The organism is Streptococcus sp. KHUD_016 (assembly GCF_051106465.1).
Lineage (GTDB): Bacteria > Bacillota > Bacilli > Lactobacillales > Streptococcaceae > Streptococcus.
This window is the reverse complement of sequence record NZ_CP193663.1, coordinates 1,513,621-1,530,004: the sequence shown is the minus strand read 5'-3', so window position 1 is coordinate 1,530,004 and position 16,384 is coordinate 1,513,621. Positions and strand designations below refer to the sequence as shown.

At 43.7% G+C, this 16,384-nt stretch carries 21 protein-coding genes, 3 pseudogenes and 1 riboswitch; of the genes and pseudogenes, 11 read left to right on the top strand and 13 right to left on the bottom strand.

Annotation, left to right across the window (positions count from 1 at the left end; genetic code table 11):
• Positions 1 to 160: 160 nt before the first annotated feature.
• Genes ACORHV_RS07255 through ACORHV_RS07240 form a run of 4 tightly spaced genes read left to right on the top strand, consistent with a single transcriptional unit; the run spans position 161 to position 3,153 of the window.
• Positions 161 to 763, top strand: coding sequence for a hypothetical protein (locus tag ACORHV_RS07255; RefSeq protein WP_049489595.1), 603 nt, complete (start codon positions 161 to 163; stop codon positions 761 to 763).
• Entirely contained in the window at positions 763 to 1,554 is a 792-nt protein-coding gene (locus tag ACORHV_RS07250; protein WP_000130449.1) for an energy-coupling factor transporter transmembrane component T, read from the top strand. The genes ACORHV_RS07255 and ACORHV_RS07250 overlap by 1 nt, the downstream gene beginning before the upstream one ends.
• Positions 1,530 to 2,366 (top strand): ABC transporter ATP-binding protein, encoded by an 837-nt coding sequence (locus ACORHV_RS07245; protein WP_000343048.1) that lies wholly within the window; start codon positions 1,530 to 1,532, stop codon positions 2,364 to 2,366. Before ACORHV_RS07250 ends, ACORHV_RS07245 begins: the two co-directional genes overlap by 25 nt.
• Positions 2,353 to 3,153: an energy-coupling factor ABC transporter ATP-binding protein gene (locus ACORHV_RS07240; protein ID WP_000103848.1), complete on the top strand. Its 801-nt coding sequence runs from the start codon at positions 2,353 to 2,355 to the stop codon at positions 3,151 to 3,153. Before ACORHV_RS07245 ends, ACORHV_RS07240 begins: the two co-directional genes overlap by 14 nt.
• Positions 3,154 to 3,234: 81 nt before the next feature.
• Here ACORHV_RS07240 and ACORHV_RS07235 read toward each other — a convergent pair whose 3' ends face one another.
• The 6 genes and pseudogenes from ACORHV_RS07235 to ACORHV_RS07210 all read right to left on the bottom strand — a co-directional run.
• Positions 3,235 to 3,363, bottom strand: a complete 129-nt coding sequence (locus tag ACORHV_RS07235) for a hypothetical protein (protein ID WP_002878297.1) — start codon at positions 3,361 to 3,363, stop codon at positions 3,235 to 3,237.
• Between the two features lie 14 nt (positions 3,364 to 3,377).
• A complete protein-coding gene (locus ACORHV_RS07230; protein WP_001062367.1) occupies positions 3,378 to 3,539 on the bottom strand; it encodes a hypothetical protein in 162 nt (53 codons plus the stop codon).
• The gene (locus ACORHV_RS07225) at positions 3,527 to 3,754 is read right to left on the bottom strand and encodes a hypothetical protein (protein WP_001152922.1); all 228 of its coding nucleotides are present in this window, start codon (positions 3,752 to 3,754) and stop codon (positions 3,527 to 3,529) included. Before ACORHV_RS07225 ends, ACORHV_RS07230 begins: the two co-directional genes overlap by 13 nt.
• 12 nt (positions 3,755 to 3,766) lie before the next feature.
• A complete protein-coding gene (locus tag ACORHV_RS07220; protein WP_001287839.1) occupies positions 3,767 to 4,003 on the bottom strand; it encodes a hypothetical protein in 237 nt (78 codons plus the stop codon).
• Positions 3,996 to 4,316: pseudogene (locus ACORHV_RS07215) on the bottom strand (DNA replication protein); the annotation flags it as partial. The pseudogene ACORHV_RS07215 and the gene ACORHV_RS07220, both read right to left, overlap by 8 nt.
• Before the next feature lie 24 nt (positions 4,317 to 4,340).
• Positions 4,341 to 4,691: pseudogene (locus ACORHV_RS07210) on the bottom strand (IS6 family transposase); the annotation flags it as partial.
• Positions 4,692 to 4,730: 39 nt separating this feature from the next.
• Here ACORHV_RS07210 and pnuC point away from each other — a divergent pair.
• Positions 4,731 to 5,237: pseudogene (pnuC, locus tag ACORHV_RS07205) on the top strand (nicotinamide riboside transporter PnuC); the annotation flags it as partial.
• Between the two features lie 35 nt (positions 5,238 to 5,272).
• Here the strand turns inward: pnuC and ACORHV_RS07200 are convergent.
• Positions 5,273 to 5,605: a hypothetical protein gene (locus tag ACORHV_RS07200; RefSeq protein ID WP_000958143.1), complete on the bottom strand. Its 333-nt coding sequence runs from the start codon at positions 5,603 to 5,605 to the stop codon at positions 5,273 to 5,275.
• 26 nt (positions 5,606 to 5,631) lie between these two features.
• Positions 5,632 to 6,186 (bottom strand): TetR/AcrR family transcriptional regulator, encoded by a 555-nt coding sequence (locus ACORHV_RS07195; RefSeq protein WP_001126072.1) that lies wholly within the window; start codon positions 6,184 to 6,186, stop codon positions 5,632 to 5,634.
• Between the two features lie 132 nt (positions 6,187 to 6,318).
• On the opposite strand from ACORHV_RS07195, the gene ACORHV_RS07190 reads away from it, so the two are divergent.
• Positions 6,319 to 7,209 (top strand): cation diffusion facilitator family transporter, encoded by an 891-nt coding sequence (locus ACORHV_RS07190; protein ID WP_434397958.1) that lies wholly within the window; start codon positions 6,319 to 6,321, stop codon positions 7,207 to 7,209.
• Positions 7,210 to 7,242: 33 nt separating this feature from the next.
• On the opposite strand, the gene galR is transcribed toward ACORHV_RS07190, so the two are convergent.
• Positions 7,243 to 8,247, bottom strand: coding sequence for a DNA-binding transcriptional regulator GalR (galR, locus tag ACORHV_RS07185; protein WP_125397912.1), 1,005 nt, complete (start codon positions 8,245 to 8,247; stop codon positions 7,243 to 7,245).
• 270 nt (positions 8,248 to 8,517) lie between these two features.
• On the opposite strand from galR, the gene ACORHV_RS07180 reads away from it, so the two are divergent.
• The 3 genes from ACORHV_RS07180 (at position 8,518) to ACORHV_RS07170 (ending at position 11,670) form a co-directional block, all read left to right on the top strand.
• The gene (locus ACORHV_RS07180; protein WP_434397956.1) at positions 8,518 to 9,696 is read left to right on the top strand and encodes a galactokinase; all 1,179 of its coding nucleotides are present in this window, start codon (positions 8,518 to 8,520) and stop codon (positions 9,694 to 9,696) included.
• Positions 9,697 to 9,714: 18 nt separating this feature from the next.
• Positions 9,715 to 11,196 carry a UDP-glucose--hexose-1-phosphate uridylyltransferase gene (locus tag ACORHV_RS07175; RefSeq protein WP_000176972.1) on the top strand — a complete coding sequence of 494 codons (1,482 nt, stop codon included), beginning with the start codon at positions 9,715 to 9,717 and terminating at the stop codon, positions 11,194 to 11,196.
• Between the two features lie 69 nt (positions 11,197 to 11,265).
• Positions 11,266 to 11,670, top strand: coding sequence for a PaaI family thioesterase (locus tag ACORHV_RS07170; RefSeq protein WP_434397954.1), 405 nt, complete (start codon positions 11,266 to 11,268; stop codon positions 11,668 to 11,670).
• Positions 11,671 to 11,702: 32 nt separating this feature from the next.
• On the opposite strand, the gene ACORHV_RS07165 is transcribed toward ACORHV_RS07170, so the two are convergent.
• The 4 genes from ACORHV_RS07165 to ACORHV_RS07150 form a co-directional block, all read right to left on the bottom strand.
• Positions 11,703 to 12,965, bottom strand: a complete 1,263-nt coding sequence (locus ACORHV_RS07165) for a nucleobase:cation symporter-2 family protein (protein ID WP_001171650.1) — start codon at positions 12,963 to 12,965, stop codon at positions 11,703 to 11,705.
• Positions 12,965 to 13,546, bottom strand: a complete 582-nt coding sequence (locus tag ACORHV_RS07160) for a xanthine phosphoribosyltransferase (protein ID WP_084856075.1) — start codon at positions 13,544 to 13,546, stop codon at positions 12,965 to 12,967. Before ACORHV_RS07160 ends, ACORHV_RS07165 begins: the two co-directional genes overlap by 1 nt.
• 120 nt (positions 13,547 to 13,666) lie before the next feature.
• A riboswitch (purine riboswitch) is annotated at positions 13,667 to 13,762 on the bottom strand.
• A gap of 133 nt (positions 13,763 to 13,895) precedes the next feature.
• Complete coding sequence (locus ACORHV_RS07155) at positions 13,896 to 14,282, bottom strand: bleomycin resistance protein (RefSeq protein WP_000386228.1); 387 nt, start codon at positions 14,280 to 14,282, stop codon at positions 13,896 to 13,898.
• A gap of 11 nt (positions 14,283 to 14,293) precedes the next feature.
• Positions 14,294 to 15,121 carry an exodeoxyribonuclease III gene (locus tag ACORHV_RS07150; RefSeq protein WP_434397951.1) on the bottom strand — a complete coding sequence of 276 codons (828 nt, stop codon included), beginning with the start codon at positions 15,119 to 15,121 and terminating at the stop codon, positions 14,294 to 14,296.
• Between the two features lie 133 nt (positions 15,122 to 15,254).
• Between ACORHV_RS07150 and ACORHV_RS07145 the strand changes: the two genes are divergently transcribed.
• Both ACORHV_RS07145 and ACORHV_RS07140 read left to right on the top strand, forming a co-directional pair.
• Positions 15,255 to 15,710 carry a DUF3290 family protein gene (locus ACORHV_RS07145; protein ID WP_096406184.1) on the top strand — a complete coding sequence of 152 codons (456 nt, stop codon included), beginning with the start codon at positions 15,255 to 15,257 and terminating at the stop codon, positions 15,708 to 15,710.
• Entirely contained in the window at positions 15,707 to 16,342 is a 636-nt protein-coding gene (locus tag ACORHV_RS07140; protein WP_434397948.1) for a DUF421 domain-containing protein, read from the top strand. The genes ACORHV_RS07145 and ACORHV_RS07140 overlap by 4 nt, the downstream gene beginning before the upstream one ends.
• Positions 16,343 to 16,384 lie beyond the last annotated feature (42 nt).

The following is a 16,384-nucleotide window of genomic DNA, read 5'->3' as shown; positions in this document are numbered from 1 at the left end:
GTGTATAATGTGTTGTGAACTACTTAACAAATAAAGATTTCCAGCTCATGTCGACTAAGGATGGAAATCTTGTGTATAGACAGTTCAGTAGATATATAATAGAGCGTTGCGTCCGAAAGTCTATCCAGACACGGCTCTTTAAAAACAAAAGGAGAAGATTATGAAAACAGAACCAATTCATCGTACCAGTATGTGGAAATTTAGGTTAAGTGCTGCCACCATGACTTTGATTCCCGCTGCCGTGGGGATTAACTATGTTGCCAAAGCCTTGGCGGAGGGGTTAAAGTTGCCCGTTTGGCTGGGGTCTTTGGGAACCTTTCTTACCAGCATGTTGGCTGGGCCGGTTGCCGGTGCCATTAGTGGTTTCATCAACAACGTGATCTATGGGCTGACCTTATCGCCAATTTCAACCGTGTATGCGATTACCAGCATCGGAATTGGGATTGCTGTCGGAGTTTTGCACGCCAATGGGTGGTTCTCGTCAGCGCGACGAGTATTTGTTTCTGCTATTATTATTGCCATCGTTTCAGCTGTCATTTCAACGCCACTCAACGTCATCTTTTGGGGTGGTCAGACCGGTATCGCTTGGGGTGACTCATTGTTTGCGGTAATGGTCGCCAATCATGCACCAGTGTGGCTGGCCTCATTTATAGATGAGTTTGTCTTGGATATTTTGGATAAAGTCTGCGTGGCCTACCTGGCATTCTTCATCTATCGTCAGCTGCCGAAGCGGATGGTGCACTTCTTTAGCGATGATAAATGATGACTGATAAAACATTGATTTCTGGAGCGCCACGGGTCAAGCTCAAGTGGTACCAGGTGATCGATCCGATTACTAAGCTCTTGTTCATCTTGAACATGACGTTGTTGAGCTTTGCCAGTATGAATTTATTGCTTCAGGCCGGATTAATTCTTGTCGCAACACTGCTATTGTTATTTTCCAAATTGAGTTCTACCACCTTTAAGGCGCTGGGATTCAGCCTGTTTCTGATTTGCACCATGCTGATCATCCAAGGGTTATTTTACAGTCGGAATCAAACTGTGCTGTTTTCTGTGTTTGGGGTGTCGTTCTACAAAGAAGGCCTGATTTACGCCACCACTCTGGGTTGTCGAGTATTGGTGATTATTTTGACCAGTGGCTTTTTTATGGTGACCACGAGTATTTCAGAAAACGCGGCCTATTTGGAACTGTCCGGATTGTCTTATAAAACCGTCTACGTTCTGATGTCGGTGTGTTATATTTTGCCGGAAATGATGCGCAATATGCGGAAAATCCAGCAGGCACAAAAAGTTCGCGGAACCAATCCGCAAAAAACGTTGATTCAGAAATTAAAGTCAGTCCTGCCGGTTCTAATTCCATTGGTGATTAAGACCTTGGATCAATCGATGACGCGGTCGATTTCTCTCCAACTGAGAGGTTTTGATAATCTCAACCGGACTGTCAGAACCTCCCAGCGCGTGTATCGCCTGTCGCGGACGCTGCACATTGGTCTGACTGGATTGGCAATTTTATTGATTGGGTGGAAGATATGGACGAAGATAAACGGATTGTAATTGAAAATTTGACCACCCGTTATCCGGGTACTGAGCAACCACAACTGCGTCAGATTAACGCGGAGGTTCATACCGGCCAGGTGGTTGGGATTATCGGGAATAGCCACTCCGGCAAATCGACTTTGTGCCGTGTGCTGGCAGGGGTCATTCCCAAAATTGTGTCTGCTGAGATTGAGGGCGATTGGCACATGTTTGGCCAGCGAGTGTCTGACAATTGGCCTGTTTATAATGCCATGAATGGAGTTGTACTGCAAAATCCAGCTGGCCAACTAAGCGGGTTGGCAGACACGGTTGCCGATGAAATCGCCTTTGACTTGATTAATCAGGGAATGGCTGAAGGACTGATTCAAAAACGGGTTGAAGAAGTTGCCACGCAAATGGGGCTGATTGAACAGCTGAATTTGCGTCCCGAGAGCCTTTCCGGTGGTCAGATTCAGCGGTTGGCAATTGCCACGGCGATTGTGGCTAATCCGGCTGTTTTGATTATGGATGATCCGACCAGTGAGATGGATCCCCTTGGCCGCCGGCAATTTTTCCAATGGCTGGCCCAAGTCAAAGAGACGACTGTCTTCATTGTCACCAGTGAAATTGACGATTTGTGCGAAGTCGCCGACGTTGTGTGGGTGCTGCACGAGGGTCAAATGGTAGCCCAGGGCAGGCCGGGTGAGGTGTTTAATCATTTGGCAGCTGACTGGCAGATTCCAGCCCCGACAATCCAGCAACTTGCTCAAAAAATGGATTGGCACTTGGCTGATGGCCGGTATCCGGTGAATTACGCTGATTTGAAGGAGGTTCGTTATGTCCACAATTGAACTGAGCCACCTGACGTTCACTTATCCGGAACGGTCCTTTAGCTTGGATGTTGAAGACAAACACTTCGCCGATCCGATGGTGGCGATTGTCGGCCAAAATGGTGCCGGCAAATCAACGCTCTTCAAATTGTTGACGGGTTTGCTGACACCACAAACCGGTGTGATTAAGATCGATGGAGAAAATTTTAATGATCTTAAACCAGTCGAAAAGTTACTGAAGGTTGGGATTACTTTTCAGAATCCTGACGATCAGCTTTTCAACCCGACCGTTCAACGAGAGGTGGAGTGGAATGTCGCGCAGGTCATGGATGACCACGACACGATTACGAGGCGGGCTTTAGCGGCTCTAAAAAGAGTTGGCTTGGATGATAAAACAGCTGAAAGTCCATATGACCTGTCATTGTCGGAACGCAAGCTGTTGAGCGTTGCCACAGTTTTGGCAGTGGATCCGGCGATTTATTTATTTGATGAGCCGATGATGTCGCTTGATTGGGAAAGCCGGCGCAAGTTGACCGCAATTTTCCATCAGTTGGCTGATTCGGGCCACCAAGTTGTGACCATCACCCATGACATGGATTGGGTCGCCGCCGAGTTTGAGTCGGTGTATGTTATGGAACACGGGAAGTTTGGCTTCGCCGGCAGTCCACGGGAATTGTTCAGCAATCACGAACTTGTCCAGCGAGTGGGATTACTACCACCGCGGATTATGGACATAGCGGAGTCGCTGGGTGATTCACAGACATATTTATCGGTTAATGATTATTGCCAGAAAAATCGAGATGTATAGAAAAAGTCACCTCTGCGGGTTTTCCAGGTTGAAGGATTAACTTCAGCTTCTGGCAAGAACTCACATGGGTGACTTTTGTGTTTAATAACGTTTCATGATCATCGGGTGCTTTCTCAGATCACTCGGTTTGATTTTACTTTGTTTCATGGTCATAATCATATACCATTTCTTTTGGATTTTTTGTTTGACTAATACAAAATAGGTCTTCATAGGTCTTCGCATTTTTAGCGCCCATTAGGATCATCAGTATAATTTTCTGAATTAGGAGACTGTCCCATCACTATTCGAACTTCGTCTCCCAACTTACGCTGTTCCCATTCATCCGTGAATCCTTTAAATCGCAATTCTGGAACTTTCTTTTTAACTGAATCATCTATTTTCGCCATAGTCCCCACCATTTTATTGGTTTTTCTTGTTTTTCTATCCTTTTTTGATCTTTGATTTGTTCCTGTAAATTTTCCAACTTCTCTTTAAGAGCGTTCACTTCATCTTTATATTGATTGTCTAAGTGTTTGAATTCTGTTTCCTGTGAGGGCATTTTGAGGGCTTTTAAGTTATCATTTTCCGCCTTGTATTCTTCTAGCAACTTTTTATCTTGCAAGGCTAATCGTTGTTACTGGTCTAACAAATTAGTTAGTTTTTCTATTTGTTGGTCTTTGGTATTTGATTTGCTACTACTTTCTACTTTACCTAAAATTATTTTTTCTGCTTTAGAATTTATTAGATTAGACCCATTGGAACTTTTAAGCTGTAATTCTTTTGGTAACCTTTGGTAGTGATATTGAATATTTTGTTTTGTAACACTCAACTCATCCGCCAGCTCTTTGATCGTTTTTAAGTCTTCACTCATGGTTTAAGTCCTGTCTTTTAACCGTTGGTAGATATTGTTCAATGGCTTTTTTGAGGTAGCGTGCGACATTATGCTTAGAATATTCTTCACGTCTGCTGGCAACATAAGATAAGTGGTCTTTAACACTATTTAGCCCTCTTAATTCTTTCAGTTCGTCATAGAGGTGGTAAACATGGACTTGCAATCCTGCCATGATTTTTGTATCTTGCATTTCAAACGGACTTAGCAACATATTTTCTAGCAATAGCGTGGTGTACTTGCTTTTCATTGCTTCAATAGCTAGCTTATCTTCGGTTTCTGCTTTGCGTGCTTTATCTTCTTGATAGGCGGTATCTTCTAACTTATAGCTGTTATCGTCTGCTTGACGTTTCTTTCGTAACCAGATATCCAATATTAAACCGTCCGCATCAATCGCTCGATAGAGATAATGCCAACTCCCCTTAATTTTGATATAGGTTTCATCCATTTTCCACGAATAGAAGGACTGTTTATTTTTCTTTTTCCAGAGATGATAGAGGCTTTTACTGTATTCTTGAACCCACCGATAAATCGTAGTGTGACAAACATTTATTCCACGGTCATAAAGCAATTCCTGAACTTCACGATAGCTCAGATTGTAACGTAGGTAATAACCAACAGCGATAATGATGACGTCTTGTTGGAATTGTTTACCTTTAAAATGATTCATCTCTCAAGCCTTACTAACCTTTTTTCTGCTCTTTGAGAAGCCGAAGGTCGTGCTAGTAACTACCTATTTGGTTTGATTAATTCCATCATTTATCTGGTGCTTGCCCTTCAAAAAGGCTTCTATGGTGAGGTTTTAACAACTCTCTATTTTACAATTATGCAGCCAATTGGTCTCTTGGTTTGGATTTATCAAGCCCAGTTTAAGAAAGAACAACAAGAGTTTGTCGCACGTAAACTAGACGGCAAGGGTTGGACAAAGTATCTTTCTATTAGTGTTATTTGGTGGTTGGCCTTTGGGTTCATTTATCAGTCTATCGGAGCCAATCGTCCTTATCGCGATTCCATCACCGATGCGACCAATGGGGTTGGGCAAATCCTCATGACAGCTGTTTACCGTGAACAATGGATATTCTGGGCAGCTACCAATGTCTTTTCAATCTATCTCTAGTGGGGAGAAAGCCTGCAAATCCAAGGGAAATACCTAATTTATCTCATCAATAGTCTAGTTGGGTGGTATCAGTGGAGCAAGGCAGCAAAAAGCTCTTAAAAAAGTAAAAAAGGATCAGATGATCCTTTTTTGTGTTAGAGCAAAATGAATAATACCGTAATGATAATAGCGGTCGTTATACGAACGATGTGGTGCGAGATATGTTGTTTTTCTTTCTGTTGGCCGTTCCAGTAGGCTCCATAGCAGACGATACTCGAGCCCACAATCCATAGAAGAATGGTCGCAACTGGGACGAAGTAAAAGATGGCTAGAGCCAGAGAAGTGAGGCAACTGCCGACCAAGATGCACTTATTTCCTAGACTGTAGTTCTTTTGTTTCATGGCTGAAAAAGCAGCAGCAAGGTGAAGCAATGAGAAGGCGAGAGCTAGTACAATTGTTAGTATTCCTAGAATCATCGAAGTTAACATAGTTGGTTCCTTTCTGAGTTACAGGCTTAGTTATCAAGTGGAGTTGTAGAGGTCATCTCCATTACATCAAGGTAAAATCTCACCACTTGCTCTTCGGTATAAGATTTTCCTTTTTTTAGCCACCAAGTTAGAGTCTCGATAAAGTTCGTCACAACAAAATGCTGGAGGTAGGAGGCTGGAATGTTTGGGTAGGCCTCTTGCAAGTCACCCGCCACCATGGGATAAACGTGGTGTTCGAGTTCCTTGTGTAGTTGGCGGAGGAAGTAGTCGTTTTTGGAAAAAAGGAGACTGGTGACATGGTCCTGGTTTTTCTGAAAATGTAAAAAGATATGCGCGAGGTAGTCCTCGGTAGTAAAGTGTCCTTCCCTTTCAAAGAGATGATGAAAGAGGTAGCGACAGAGCTCATCTAAAAGGAGTTCCTTACTTTCGTAATGACAGTAAAAAGTAGAACGTCCAACATCTGCTAGGTCAATGATATCCTGAACAGTAGTGGCATCATAGCCCTTATCGTTCAAAAGTTGTAAAAAAGCTTGATAGATGGCTTTTTTCGTCTTGCTGACTCGACGGTCTCTTTTTGGCATATAGACACTTGAGACAAACTGTTCAGAACTGAACAGGACTGACAGTTTGCTTCTATCCTTTCTTTGGATTTTATTAGATAATACAAATGAAAGAAGTATGTATATACCCATTATACCAAAGGAGGGAGAGAAATGAGTTCTAAAACATCTATCTGGTTAGCTTTTTTCTTAAATTTAAGCTATGCGATTGTTGAGTTTATCGCAGGAGGAATCTTTGGTTCGAGTGCAGTTCTTGCTGATTCTGTTCATGACTTGGGAGATGCTATGGCCATTGGACTCTCTGCCCTTTTAGAAACAATCTCCAATCGTGAAGAAGATAGACAGTACACCTTGGGTTACAAACGTTTTAGTCTTTTAGGGGCCATGTTAACGGCTGTGATTCTTATGATAGGGTCTGTCCTAGTGATTTTGGAAAATATCACGAAGATTGCTCATCCGCAACCCGTTAATGAGAAAGGTATCCTCTGGCTGGGAATCATTGCAGTAGCTATCAATGTGCTAGCAAGTCTGGTAGTTCGTAAAGGAAAGACAAAGAACGAGTCTATTCTTAGCTTGCATTTTTTGGAAGACACCCTTGGTTGGCTGGCTGTCATTCTAATGGCGATTATCCTCCGATTTACAGATTGGTATATCCTCGATCCACTCTTATCGCTGGTTATTTCTATCTTTATTCTGTCGAAAGCCATTCCTCGCTTTTGGTCTACCCTTAAGATTTTCTTAGATGCTGTGCCTGAAGGTATCGAGACTGCTAAGCTAGAGAAAGAGTTAGCAAGGCTAACTAATGTTAAAAGTGTAAATCAACTCAGTATTTGGTCCATGGATGGTCTGGAAAATGACGCCATTGTTCACCTCTGTATCGAGGACTGGGAGCAGATGATGGAAACTAAAGAAGCAGTGCGTCAATTTTTAGAAGAAAGAGGCGTGCAGAATATCACTATTGAAGTGGATAGCAGTCAAAGCAATCATGCGCAACATAGGCGGAAGGTGAGAACCATAGAGCAGAAGCATGGGCATCATCATTAGAAAAACGACCTCGCAAGAGGTCGTTTTGTTATCCTATTCACTCCTCGTACTCTCTCTCAAAGTCAGTCTAGTTCCCAGCATGGTCAGGCTAGGTATTTTGCGACCGTGGAGGACTTCCTTGTTAAGAATATCCATCCCTGCTCGGCCCATTTCCTCGGTATAGACGGTAATGCTAGAAAGAGGAGGATAGACCTGCTTGGTCAGGCTAGTATCGTTAAAAGAAATGAGGCTGACGCGGTCTGGTAGGCTAATTCCAGCTTCTTGAAGGGCACGGAGGGCGCCGATGGCTAAACTATCGCTGGCAGCGAAAAAGGCTGGTGGGAGTTGGTCTCCTAGCTTGTGAATGGCCTCCTTCATCAAGTCATATCCAGACTGGGCAGTAAAGCTCCCCTGAAAGACCAGTTCTCCATGGTAGATTCCATTTGCTTGGGTAATGTCTTTGAAATTCTCTAGCCGCTTATCCTGGATAATTTCTTCCTGGTCGGTTGTTTCCTCAAGACCTGTGAGAATGCCAATCCGATCCAGTCCCTGACTGAGGAAATGGTCTACAACTTGTTTCACAGCAGTGTAAAAGTCAGTAATAATACAGGTATGACCTAGTGATAAGGTATCACTGTCTATAAAGACTAAAGGTTTTTGGTATTCTTCAAAGGCAGCAATCTGAGCACGGCTAAATTTTCCTATGCAGAGAATGCCAATCACTTCCTCGCTCAGTGTAAAAGGATGGTCATTAAAATAGCGCAAGATATCATAGTCCAACTCTTGAGCTCTTTTTTCAATACCGAGACGAATCTGATAATAGTAGAGGTCGTCCAGCTCCCCCTGCTCGCTGACCCATTGGATAATGGCAATCTTTTGCTTGGGTTTGTGGGATTCGCCTGTCTTGAGGTGCTTGGTATAGCCCAGTTCTTCAGCGACAGTTAAAATACGGTGTCTGGTTTCTTCTGTGACAGATAGACTCTGGTCGCGATTGAGGACACGGGATACGGTCGCGATAGAGACAGAAGCTAGCTGTGCAATGTCTTTTAAGGTAGCCATAAATCCTCCTCCTTTTAGGTTAGTATATCATATTTTTCTGCTTTTTACTGATAGTTTAGTAAAAGTTTAGTAAAAAGGATTGACCTTGGCAAATGCCTTGGATACAATAGAAGAAAACGATTACACGTTAAGATGATACTCAATGAAAATCAAAAAGCAAACTAGGAAGCTAGCCGCAGGCTGTACTTTAGTACGGCAAGGTGAAGCTGACGTGGTTTGAATTTGATTTTCGAAGAGTATGACTTAACGGACAGTCAAAGGAGAAATCATATGACACAACATCTTACTGCTGAAGCCCTTCGCAAAGACTTTCTTGCCGTTTTTGGTCAAGAAGCAGACCAAACTTTCTTTTCACCAGGTCGTATCAATCTGATTGGTGAACACACAGACTACAACGGTGGGCACGTTTTTCCAGCGGCTATTTCCTTGGGAACCTATGGAGCGGCTCGCAAGCGTGACGACCAAGTCTTGCGTTTCTACTCGGCCAACTTTGAGGACAAGGGTATCATCGAAGTGCCTCTTGCTGACCTCAAATTTGAAAAAGAGCACAGCTGGACCAACTATCCAAAAGGGGTTCTTCATTTCTTGCAAGAAGCTGGACATGTGATTGACAAAGGGTTTGATTTTTATGTTTATGGGAATATCCCAAATGGTGCAGGCTTGTCTTCATCAGCATCTTTGGAACTTTTGACAGGGGTTGTGGCAGAGCATCTCTTTGGTTTAAAACTAGACCGTTTGGATTTGGTTAAAATCGGAAAACAAACAGAAAATAACTTTATCGGAGTCAACTCTGGTATTATGGACCAGTTTGCTATCGGTATGGGAGCTGACCAACGGGCCATTTACCTGGATACCAATACGTTAGAATACGACTTGGTGCCACTTGATTTGAAGGACAATGTCGTTGTTATCATGAATACCAACAAACGTCGTGAACTGGCGGACTCTAAGTACAATGAACGCCGTGCTGAGTGTGAAAAAGCTGTCGAAGAATTGCAAGTTGCCTTGGATATTCAGACCTTGGGTGAATTGGATGAGTGGGCCTTTGACCAATACAGCTATCTGATTAAAGATGAAAATCGCTTAAAACGTGCTCGCCATGCTGTGCTTGAAAACCAACGTACCCTCAAAGCACAAGCAGCTCTTCAAGCAGGTGATTTGGAAACATTTGGTCGCTTGATGAATGCATCTCACGTTTCTCTAGAACATGACTATGAAGTAACTGGCTTGGAATTGGATACTCTTGTTCACACAGCTTGGGCTCAGGAAGGTGTTCTTGGTGCTCGTATGACAGGGGCAGGATTTGGCGGATGTGCCATTGCCTTGGTGCGAAAAGACGCTGTTGAGTCCTTTAAGGAAGCTGTAGGCAAGCACTACGAGGAAGTCGTTGGATATGCTCCTAGCTTCTATATCGCTGAAGTTGCAGGTGGCACTCGCGTCCTTGACTAGTTAAAAGGAGGCTTTATAGTGACCTTAGTAGATAAATTTGTAACACATGTTATTGCTGAAAGTTCATTTGAGGAAATGGATCGAATCTACCTAACCAATCGTGTTTTGGCGCGAGTGGGTGAAGGTGTTTTGGAAGTTGAGACTGATCTAGATAAATTGATTGACCTCAAGGACCAGCTGGTCGAGGAAGCGGTTCGATTAGAGACGATTGAGGATAATCAGGCTGCGCGTGAAATCCTCGGTTCTGAACTGATGGACTTGGTAACTCCTTGTCCAAGTCAGGTTAATCGTGACTTTTGGACAACCTATGCTCACTCTCCTGAGCAGGCGATAGGGGATTTTTACCAGCTCAGCCAGAAAAATGACTACATCAAGCTCAAGGCTATTTCTAAGAATATTGCTTATCGTGTTCCATCTGACTACGGAGAACTTGAGATCACCATCAACCTCTCTAAGCCTGAAAAGGATCCGAAAGAGATTGCAGCAGCCAAGTTGGTGCAAGCTAGCAATTATCCTCAGTGTCAGCTTTGTCTAGAGAATGAAGGCTACCATGGTCGAGTCAACCACCCAGCTCGCAGCAATCACCGCATTATCCGTTTCGAAATGGCGGGTCAGGAGTGGGGCTTCCAGTATTCGCCCTATGCTTATTTTAATGAGCACTGTATTTTCTTAGACGGTCAGCATCGACCTATGGCCATTAGTCGTCAGAGTTTTGAGCGTCTGCTGGCGATTGTAGAGCAGTTTCCTGGCTATTTTGCAGGCTCTAATGCCGACCTGCCAATTGTGGGGGGCTCTATTCTAACTCATGACCACTATCAAGGAGGCCGTCACGTATTTCCTATGGAATTGGCTCCTTTGCAAAAGACTTTCTGTTTTGCTGGTTTTGAGCAGGTCAAGGCTGGGATTGTTAAGTGGCCAATGTCAGTGCTACGTTTGACTTCAGATTCCAAGGAGGATTTGATTAACTTGGCTGACAAGATTTTACAGGAATGGCGACAGTATTCAGACCCTGAAGTCCAGATTTTAGCAGAGACAGACGGGACACCGCATCACACCATCACACCGATTGCTCGTAAACGCGATGGACAGTTTGAGTTGGACTTGGTCTTGCGGGACAATCAGACATCGCCAGAACATCCTGATGGCATCTATCATCCCCACAAGGATGTCCAACATATCAAGAAGGAAAATATCGGCTTGATTGAGGTCATGGGTTTGGCTATCCTGCCGCCACGTTTGAAAGCAGAAGTGGAACAGGTTGCTAGCTATCTTGTGGGAGATGATGATATAGTTGCCGACTATCATCAAGAATGGGCAGACCAGCTCAAAGCCCAACATCCGGACCTAGCAGATAAAGAAAAAGCCCTTGAAATCGTCAAGGACTCTGTGGGTGCTATTTTTGCACGTGTTTTGGAGGATGCAGGAGTTTACAAGCAGACGGAACAAGGACAGGCAGCTTTTATGCGTTTTGTTGAGCAGGTCGGAATTTTGCCAGACTAGGAGCTTTCTCCTTGCACAGTCCTATAAAAAGTAGTATCATAGTGTCGTTTGAACTATCAGGAGGAAACGATGAAAGATTTTCATTTTGATGCTATATCTGCCTTTGAAAATTACGAAATTGAAAAAATGAGAGATGGTCATGTTGTGGTGACGACCAAAGTGGTGGACTCGTCGCTCAACTACTATAGCAATGCCCATGGTGGCTATCTCTTCACCCTTTGTGACCAGATTAGTGGTTTGGTGGTTATCTCGCTGGGGCTTGATGGAGTGACGCTCCAGTCCTCTATCAACTACCTCAAGGCAGGAAAACTCGACGACGTGTTGACCATTAAAGGAGAATGTGTCCATCATGGACGCACAACCTGTGTCGTGGATGTGGATATCACCAATCAAGAAGGCAGAAATGTCTGCAAAGCAACCTTTACCATGTTTGTCACAGGCCAGCGGTCTGAAAAAAGACAGGTAAGGATATAGAGAAACAAAAAAGAGGCTCGCACCTCTTTTTCTTATTTCTTTTTCCGGTTTAATACTGCATTGAGGACAATGGCCAGTAAGCTGGCTACGACGATTCCGTTTGAGAAGAACATTTGGAAGGCTGTTGGCATGCTGACGAAGAGATTGCTGTTATTCAGACCTACACCTGCAGCGATTGAGACAGCTGCGATAAGGAAGTTGTGTTCATTGTTAGCAAAGTCAACACGGGCGAGGATTTGCATCCCTTGAAGGGAAACAAAACCAAACATCACCAGCATGGCCCCTCCAAGAACAGGGCTCGGAATGATTTGAGCTAGGGCTCCAAACTTAGGAAGGAGTCCAAGGAGGACAAGGAAACCAGCTGCGTAGTAGATTGGCAGGCGGGTCTTGATACCTGACAATTTAACCAACCCAACGTTTTGTGAAAATCCTGTGTAAGGGAAGGTGTTAAAGATTCCTCCGAGAAGTACGGCCAGACCTTCTGCACGGTAACCGTTGCGCAGGCGCGTGCTGTCGATTGGGTCATTGGTGATATCAGACAAGGCTAGGTAAACACCAGTCGACTCAACCATAGAAACCGTTGCGATGATACACATCATGACAATAGAGGAGATTTCAAAGGTTGGCATTCCAAAGTAGAGTGGAGTTGGGACATGGACAAGTGGTGCTGCTGCAACAGGGGAGAAATCAACCAAGCCCATGGTAGCAGCAATGGCGGTACCAACAACTAGACCAATCAAAATAGAGATAGACTTGATAAATCCTTTGGTAAAGATGTTGATCAAGAGGATAATTAGAACAGTGATGGCTGCAAGCAAGAGACTTTGACCAGTTGGCTCTGGGACATTATTTCCCATATTTCCGATAGCGACAGGAATTAAGGTTAAACCAATCGTAGTAATGACAGAGCCCGTTACGATAGATGGGAAAAGATTGGCTACTTTTGAGAAAATGCCTGAAATCAGAACCACATAAATCCCTGAAACGATAAGGGCACCAAACATAGCACCGCTACCGTGGCTTTGCCCAATCATAATCAAAGGAGCAACCGACTGGAAGGCAACCCCGAGAACGACTGGTAGTCCAATCCCAAAGTATTTGTTGAGTTGGAGTTGAAGGAAGGTGGCCACCCCACACATGAAGATATCTGTGGAGATTAGGTAGGTCAACTGCTCAGCTGAATAGCCAAGAGCTGTCGCAATCATGATAGGAACCAGGATAGAACCTGAGTACATGGCTAGTAAGTGCTGCAAGCCAAGAACGGCTGCTTGCGAGTGTTTTTCTTGTTTTTGCATTAGAGATCTGCCTCCTTAAATACGACCTGACCATTTTCGAAACGATCCAAGCGAGCCAGTGATAGGACTGGATAGCCAGCTTTCTCGAGCAAATCACGACCATCCTGGAAGGATTTTTCGATAACAATACCAATCGCTTCAACTTTTGCTCCAGCTTGTTCGATGATTTGGATCAAGCCTTTGGCAGCTTGGCCATTAGCAAGGAAATCATCGATAATCAAGACCTTGTCCTCTGGTGAGAGGAATTTTCCAGCGATAGAAACGGTGCTGGTCACCTGCTTGGTAAAGGAGTAGACTTGGGCGGTTAAGATACCTTCGTTCATGGTGATGTTTTTAGCTTTCTTGGCGAAAATCATGGGAACGTTTAAGGCTTCAGCTGTAAAAATAGCTGGTGCAATGCCTGACGCTTCAATCGTTACAACCTTGGTAATGCCAGCAGCAGCGAATTTGTCCGCAAATACCTTACCAATCTCTCGCATCAAGCTAAAGTCAACTTGGTGGGTTAGAAAGGAATCCACCTTGAGGATATTATCACCCAAGATATGCCCATCCTCGAGGATGCGCTCTTCTAATAATTTCATAAGACCTCCTAAAGTCTAAAAGATGCTTCATTTGCTTGTCTAGAGTTTCTACTATGTAATAGAAAAAGGACCTACTTAATCCCCTAAGTAAGTCCTCAAAATAGGTATGGCCAAAACCATACCTTCAGCTGACATACTCATTGTTAGGTGTTCCGGCACCTTGTAGAAACGTCGTGCCAATTCACGACATAAACAAGTAAAATGATATTCAATTTTAAACAGGCTGCTGCCAATGTTTTTATTTTACACCAATTAACTTTATAAATCAAATATTTTGTTAGTAAATAGATCATAAAAGCGAACGAATAAAAGGCTGCAACGCTAGAAAGTATTGTAGCCTTTTGTTCTTCTATTCGCTAAATCTTAAAAAATAGCCATCGGGATCCAAGACTGCAAATTCATGAGGATAGATGTAATGATCCCCAACACGAAATGTTCTCTTGGTCAGCGGACGATGGATAGGATAGTCAGCTTCCAGCAGTTTTTGGTGGAGCTGAGGGACATCTTCAATGCCAAAGGAAATATTGACACCGCGCCCGAAAGGATAGGTTAGTTGGGCTAATTCTTCTGTGCTGCCTTCTTCTAGCATAAGTTGGCAGTCTTCAAGCGAGAGGAAGAGAAATTTCTCCTCTGGACGCTCGTATTCGATAGAAAATCCCAGCAAGTCGCAGTAGAAGTGGCGTGACTTTTCGAGGTCAGATACTACAAATTCAGGAATGACAGCTTGATAGTCCATTTGTTTTCTCCTTAGAGTTCAATCTCCATGACAATCGGCGTGTGGTCTTGACGAGCACCTGAGTTAATCATGTCAGACTTGGTCACCTTGTCAGCCACGCGGTTGCTAGTGAGCCAGTAGTCGATTCTCCAGCCTGTATTGTTGATTTTAGAAGTCTTGCTGCGCTGTGCCCACCACGTGTAACGCTCAGGGACATCACCGTGAATGTGGCGGAAGGTGTCGGTAAATCCAGTTGCCAAAAGGTTGGTAAACCCAGCACGTTCCTCGTCTGTAAATCCAGGTGAACGGTGATTGCTGGCAGGATTTGCAAGGTCGATTTCCTTGTGGGCTACGTTGTAGTCACCCGTCGCAAGGACTGGTTTTTGTTGATCTAGTGTTGCCAAGTATTCAGCGTATTTAGCGTCCCAGACTTGACGATCATCCAAGCGTTTGAGTCCATCACCAGCATTAGGTGTATAGACCTGAGTGACGAAGAAGTCGTCAAATTCCAGCGTAATGATGCGACCTTCGACATCCATGGTTGATGGAGCGCCGATTTCTGGGAAAGTTATGGTTGGTGTCAGCTCTTTTTTATAGAGGAACATGGTTCCAGCATAGCCTTTGCGGGCAGGTTCTTGGGAAGAACGCCAAGTATTTTCATACCCTGGAAAGAGTTCTTCGAGAACTTCCAGATGTTTTTTTGTAGGACCCTTGGCAGAAAGCTTGGTTTCTTGGATAGCGATGATATCAGCATTTTCAGCGACCAAGGTTTGTAGTACTTCTTGGGACAATTTGGCACGAGTTGAGTCACTAGTTAGGGCAGCATTGAGGGAATCAATATTCCATGAGATGAGTTTCATAAAGTTACCTTTTTCATTCAGATTATAGATTTTATTATACCAAAAAAAGGCGCATTTCCCCAACGTATGGTTTGAAAAATCACCCTCTTTCGTTTATAATTAAGAATGATTTTATGAAAGGGAGTGAAAATACATGAAATTCTATTCTTATGACTATGTCCTCAGCCAAATCGGTCAGCAAAATGGCATCATGCTTGGTTTAGGGATTGTTTTATTAGCTGTGACAGGATTTTTGGCCTTCAAGGCTTATCATGATAAAAAGGGGACCAAATTTCGTGAGTTGGTCATGATTTCAGCCTTAACCTTATTAGCTCTCCTTTTGGTCAGCATCACGACTTATCAAAACAATCAAGTTTCTAACAATAAATTTCAGGCTTCACTTCATTTCATCGAGCTTGTTTCCAAAGATTTGGGAGTTGACAAGTCGGAAGTTTATGTCAATACTTCTGCAGACACGGATGGAGCACTCCTCAAGGTGGGAGATCGCTATTATCGTGCCCTAAACGGAAGTGAGCCAGACAAGTATCTCTTAGAGAAAGTCGAATTGTATAAAACAGATGCAATTGAACTGGTGGAGGTGAACAAATGACACTCAATTATATCGAAATTTTAATCAAACTAGCCTTGGGACTCTTTTCTCTGGTTTTCGTGATTAATGTGACAGGAAAGGGCAACCTAGCGCCTAACTCAGCAATAGACCAAATTCAGAACTATGTTCTTGGTGGTATCATCGGTGGGGTGATTTACAATAGTTCAATCAGCATTCTGCAGTACGCAGTGATTTTGATGATGTGGACGATTTTGGTCTTGACCCTCAAGTGGCTCAATAACAATGTTCGTTTTGTCAAACGCTTGATTGATGGAAAACCAACTCTCCTTATCAAAAATGGGCAGATTGACCCAGAAGCCTGTCGTTCAGTTGGTTTGTCTGCAGCAGAAGTTGCTCTCAAACTTCGTAGCCAAGGGATTTTCCAGATGAAACAGGTCAAATGCGCTGTGCAGGAGCAAAATGGCCAACTCATCGTGGTCCAAATAGGAGATGAAAATCCTAAGTATCCAGTTGTGACTGACGGTGTGATCCAAGTTGATGTTTTGGAATCGATTGGTCGTAGCGAAGAGTGGCTGCTTGATAACCTCAGCAAACAAGGATATGACAATGTGGCCAATATCTTTATCGCTGAGTACGACAAGGGTGTCGTAACAGTCGTAACCTATGAATAAGAAAAACCTGAGGTCCTTGCCTCAGGTTTCCATTTGCAATCA